Below are 4,434 nucleotides of genomic sequence, written 5' to 3'. Positions count from 1 at the left end.
GTAGGGAGATTATGACATCCAACGCTGGCGGTCAGCGCCGGCCGCGCAGGGCAAAACCCGCCAGGGCCGCCAGGCCCAAAGCACCGGCCGCGGTCAGCAGGCGGGCACCCGACCCGGTCAGGCGCAGGGCGTCGGTCTTCGCTTCCTGGCTGAACGAGCCGCGTAGCGCGTGGCCGCCCGGCACCGGCTGGAACAGATTGTCCCGCCGCTCGGGCCCGGCCGGTGCGGGCCGGCACTGGCCCTCGACCGTGGTGGCGGCCAGATAGCGGTCGGCCAGGCCAGGCGCCGCCATGTCGCCCAGGATAGCCAGGTCGGTGCTGCCGCCCAGCCAGTATTCCCGGTCGGCATGGCGGGCGGCGTGGCAGACCGCCTCCGCGGCGACCTCCGGCTCGTAGACCTGCCCGGCCGGCCGTGGCTGGCATTCCATGTGGGTGCGCGCCCAGTCGAACTGCGGCGTATTCACCGCCGGCAGGTGCACGGTGGTGAGCCGGACGCGGCTGCCGTCATGGATCAGCTCGGTGCGCAGGCTGTCGGTGAAGCCGCGGATCGCGTGCTTGGCGCCGCAATAGGCCGACTGCAGCGGGATGCCCCGGTAGGCCAGGGCCGAGCCGACCTGCACGATCGTGCCACGGTCGCGCGGCCGCATGTGGCGCAGGGCCGCCATCGTGCCGTGGACGAAGCCCAGATAGGTCACCTCGGTCACCCGGCGGAACTCGTCGGGCGTCAGGTCCCAGAACCGCGAGAACACGGTGACCATCGCGTCGTTGATCCAGACGTCGATGGGCCCGAGCTCCCGCTCGACCCGCTCGGCCGCCGCGTACACCGCACCGGGATCGGCCACGTCCGCCGGCAGGACCAGGCCCTGGCCGCCCAGATGCTCGACCTCGGCGCGCACCGTCTCCAGGGCCGCCGCATCGCGCGCAAGGAGACCGATCCGGCAGCCGTCCCGGGCCAGGCGGTGCGCCACCGCCCGCCCCACCCCCGCCGAGGCGCCCGTCACCACGACCACGCCGTGGGGCGGGCGAGCGGAAGCGGCAACGGTCGGCATCGGTGCTCCTCACAGCGGCAGGTCGGGGCCTGCCCGACCAACCGCAGCCGGAACACGGAGTTCCGTCTGACTCAGCGGCCGGTCATGTCCGCCGTGGCGGAGGCCTGGTTGAGCGCGCCCGGCGAGGTGGCGAGGATCACGGCGCGGACCCGGGACGGGCAGACGCCGCCCGGGATGGTCAGATTGCGGAAGTCGGCGCGATAGAGGCCCTGCGGCGGGTCCACCGTGTTGTCCGGTACCGCCTGGACGAGGCCGACCGCGGTGAAGCGGTTCGGGTTGTTCGGGGTCGGGTCCGGGATCCGGATCTGCACGGTGGCATCGGCCGGGTTGACCACGCCGCCGCGCACCTCGATCTCGTCGCGCCCGCCGCCGCGGACCCGGCAGTCGGCGCGCATGATGCTGACCTGGGTGGTCTCGGTATTGAACAGCTCGGCGCTGTCGGCTTCCAGCGTATGGTAATAGAGGGTGTTCTGGTCGCGGATGAAATAGCCCTCGGCGGACACCAGCGTGCCGGGGGTGATGCTGTTGGGCCTGATCCGGAGCCCGAAGCCGTTGGTCGGCCGCCCGGCCGGCATGCGCGGGTCGGTCAGGCGGACGATCGCCATGCCGTTGACGGTCATCTTCTTCACGCCGCTGCCATCCACATCGACCCGGCCGGTCGCCTCGCCCACCACGACATGCTCGAACATGTCGCTGAACACGTCGCTGGCATAGACGATGCCGCCCACGCTCTCGCCGATGACGATGCCGGTACCGCCGATGAAGCCGCCCTGGGTGCGACCGGGCAGCGGGTCCGACTGGGCGGTGAAGCCGCGCAGCATCTCCGTGGCGCTCGCGGTATCGGTGGAACTCGCGGTGGGTGTGTGCACTAGGGCGCTTGCCAGCACCTTCACCGTGGCACCCAGCACCTTCATCTCGCCGATGACGGAGCGCCCTGCCTCGGTCCGCGGTTTGGCATAGACCCTCACCTGCGTCATCGGCCCTTCGAGCTCGACATCGGGCAGCGCCACCTGGGCACTGGCCGGTGTCCATGCAGCCACGAGCGCCAAAGCCGCGGCACCGAGCAACAGGTTGCGAAGCATGATCTGCCCTCCTCAAGGCGTGCGTATCCTTGCGCCCGGCAGACAGTGCCAGGCGGGTCGTCCCAGGAATGATCGGATGGGGGCTGGCAGCGCCCCCCCGGCGCTGGAGCATGTTCCGTCCGGATCGAAATGATCCGGATGAGGGAAACATGCCCCGGCCATGGAATGTGGCGCGATTTCTTCCCGATCAGGCAGCTTCACCTGATCGGGAACCGCCCTAGGGCACGATGTTCCAGGTCGCCATCATGCCGTGGTCCTCGTGCAGCGTGTTGTGGCAGTGGATCACGTAGCGGCCATTGTCGCTGCTCTTGTTGGCGTAGTCCGGGTCGGGGAAGTCGCGGAAGCGCATGAACACTTCCATCTCGTCGATCCGCCGCGTGCCGCCCATGCGGTAGATGTCGGTGCGGTAGCGGTTCTCCGCGGCGATCTGGCGGCCGTTCTCGGAGATGATGATCCCTTCCTCGAAATGGACGTGGATGGGGTGGTCCCAGCCGCCGGACGTGCTGCGGAAGCGCCAGATCTCGGCCGAGTTGCGGCGCACCTTGTCGGGCGGGTTGAGCAGGAACTCCGGGGCATGGTCGATGTCCGGGTCCCAGAGCTTGCCGTTGATGTGCCACATGCCGTTCTGGCGGCCGAAAACCCATTCCCGGACCTTGACCACCTCGTTGAGGTTGACCGAGGGCAGCGGGCGGAACGCGTTCGGCACCCGGCTCGGGTCCTCGACCACGCCCTGGACCCGGAACTCCAGGAGCTGGTTGCTGGCCGAATCCGGATGGGTGGACTTGCCCCGGTCGATGCCGCGGCCGTCCTCCATCATTACCAGGTTGTTGGAGAGATAGACCCGGTCGCCGTTCTTGAACTTCTTGAAGTCGATGATGATGTCGGCGCGCTCGGCCACCCAGAGCTCGAGGCTGGTGATGTCCTTGCGGGTCCGCGGCAAGAGGTTGCCGCTCTCCGAGATCTGGTGGAAAGGCTGGTTGGCGCCATCCTTGCGCAGGACCAGGCGATAGAAGCGCGACGGCCCGCCATTCAGGATCCGGAAGCGGTACTTGCGGCGCTTGACCGGCATGAAGGGCTGGACCTTGCCGTTCACCGTCAGCTTGTCGCCGAGATAGCCGTCTGGCGCGAACTGGTTGAAGACCAGCTCGCCGCTGTCCGGGTCGAAGCGCTTGTCGGCCAGGATCAGCGGCACGTCATAGTCGCCGCTCGGCAGCTGCCAGCCGGTGGTCTCGTCGCCGGTGTCGTCGTCGTCGAACATCCGGACCATGCAGACCAGGCCCTTGTAGACGTTGGACGCGGTGAACTCGGGCCGGTGGTCGTGCAGGAACAGGGTGGTCAGGGTTTCGCGCAGGTCGCCGCCATTGACCGGGTCGACCCATTTCGCCGGGATGCCCTTGGTGGTGGTGAACCCCGCCCGCGCCATGCTGTAGTGGTGATTGCGGAAGTTCGGCTTGCCCGAGGGGTTCTTCTTGGGCGGGATCCAGTTCCACGGGCCGCCGTCGCTCTCCGACGCGGTGTGGAAGTTGTGCAGGTGCGGCGCGATCTCCGGATGGCCGAAGCCCTTGTGCTTGTCGGCGGACGGCAGGTCGTTCTCGATGTGCAGGCAGAACGGCTCGCCATAGCGGGCGTCGATGATCGGGCCGCCGAAATTGTCCCCATAGCTCCAGACCGGGCTGCGCAGGTCCTTGGTGAACCGGTGCATCCGCTCCCGCACGCGCAGATGGTACATCTTCTTCATCGGGAAGCGGCTCGCGCAGTACTGGTGGTCCGCCTCGTTGTAGGGGTAGCTGTTGTCTTCTTCCGCCGGCTCCGGGATCGGCAGCCGCTCCGTGAACGGCGTGGTGCGCGGGCTGGCCGAACTGGCGGCCAGTGCCTGGCGCAGCGAGGCACCACGGAAATAGAAGGCGCTCCCGGCGATCAGGCCAAGCCGGGCGAGATCACGCCGGCTGAACTTCTCGGCCTGGATCTCCCTCAGCAGCTCGCGTGCGCGTCGGGCCGCACGCTCGGTGGTGGTCAGCATTGAGCAATATCCCTTGCGGAAAATAGAGCAGAGCAGCCGGAAATGCCGGCGAGGACGAGTTCGGCTCAGGCGACATCCGCGATCGAGGTCACCGCCTTGACGATCCAGGCGGGCCTGCCGAGGCTGGCGGTGGCCGCCCAGCGGCCGAGCCGGTCATTGCCGTAGCGCAGGATCCCGGTGTGGTTGTCGAGCTGGAGGTCGTATTCCGGGTTCAGGCTGGCAAAGCCCAGGGCCCGGCGCAGCCGCTCGATGTCGTCCGGCTCGCCGGTCAGGAACTTCCAGCC

Annotated in this window: 3 protein-coding genes and 1 pseudogene; all 4 read right to left on the bottom strand. The window is 68.4% G+C overall.

Annotation, left to right across the window (positions count from 1 at the left end):
* Positions 1-31 precede the first annotated feature (31 nt).
* On the bottom strand, positions 32-1,048 hold the full coding sequence (locus EQG76_RS29305) for an SDR family oxidoreductase (protein WP_159718761.1): 1,017 nt from the start codon (positions 1,046-1,048) through the stop codon (positions 32-34).
* A gap of 71 nt (positions 1,049-1,119) precedes the next feature.
* On the bottom strand, positions 1,120-2,130 hold the full coding sequence (locus tag EQG76_RS29300; protein WP_159718760.1) for a hypothetical protein: 1,011 nt from the start codon (positions 2,128-2,130) through the stop codon (positions 1,120-1,122).
* A 217-nt stretch (positions 2,131-2,347) separates the two neighbouring features.
* Complete coding sequence (locus EQG76_RS29295) at positions 2,348-4,150, bottom strand: multicopper oxidase family protein (protein WP_159718759.1); 1,803 nt, start codon at positions 4,148-4,150, stop codon at positions 2,348-2,350.
* A 65-nt stretch (positions 4,151-4,215) separates the two neighbouring features.
* Positions 4,216-4,434 (bottom strand): annotated as a pseudogene (locus tag EQG76_RS29290) (SCO family protein); the annotation flags it as partial.

Source organism: Geminicoccus flavidas (genome assembly GCF_009806515.1).
Classification (GTDB): domain Bacteria; phylum Pseudomonadota; class Alphaproteobacteria; order Geminicoccales; family Geminicoccaceae; genus Geminicoccus; species Geminicoccus flavidus.
Note: the sequence above shows the minus strand (reverse complement) of the source record. Positions and strands in the feature narration are given on the sequence as shown.

Coding starts and splice junctions, on each gene's coding strand:
- EQG76_RS29295 (WP_159718759.1), bottom strand. CDS start 4,150: ATGCTGACCACCACCGAGCGTGCGGCCCGACGCGCACGCGAGCTGCTG.
- EQG76_RS29305 (WP_159718761.1), bottom strand. CDS start 1,048: ATGCCGACCGTTGCCGCTTCCGCTCGCCCGCCCCACGGCGTGGTCGTG.
- EQG76_RS29300 (WP_159718760.1), bottom strand. CDS start 2,130: ATGCTTCGCAACCTGTTGCTCGGTGCCGCGGCTTTGGCGCTCGTGGCT.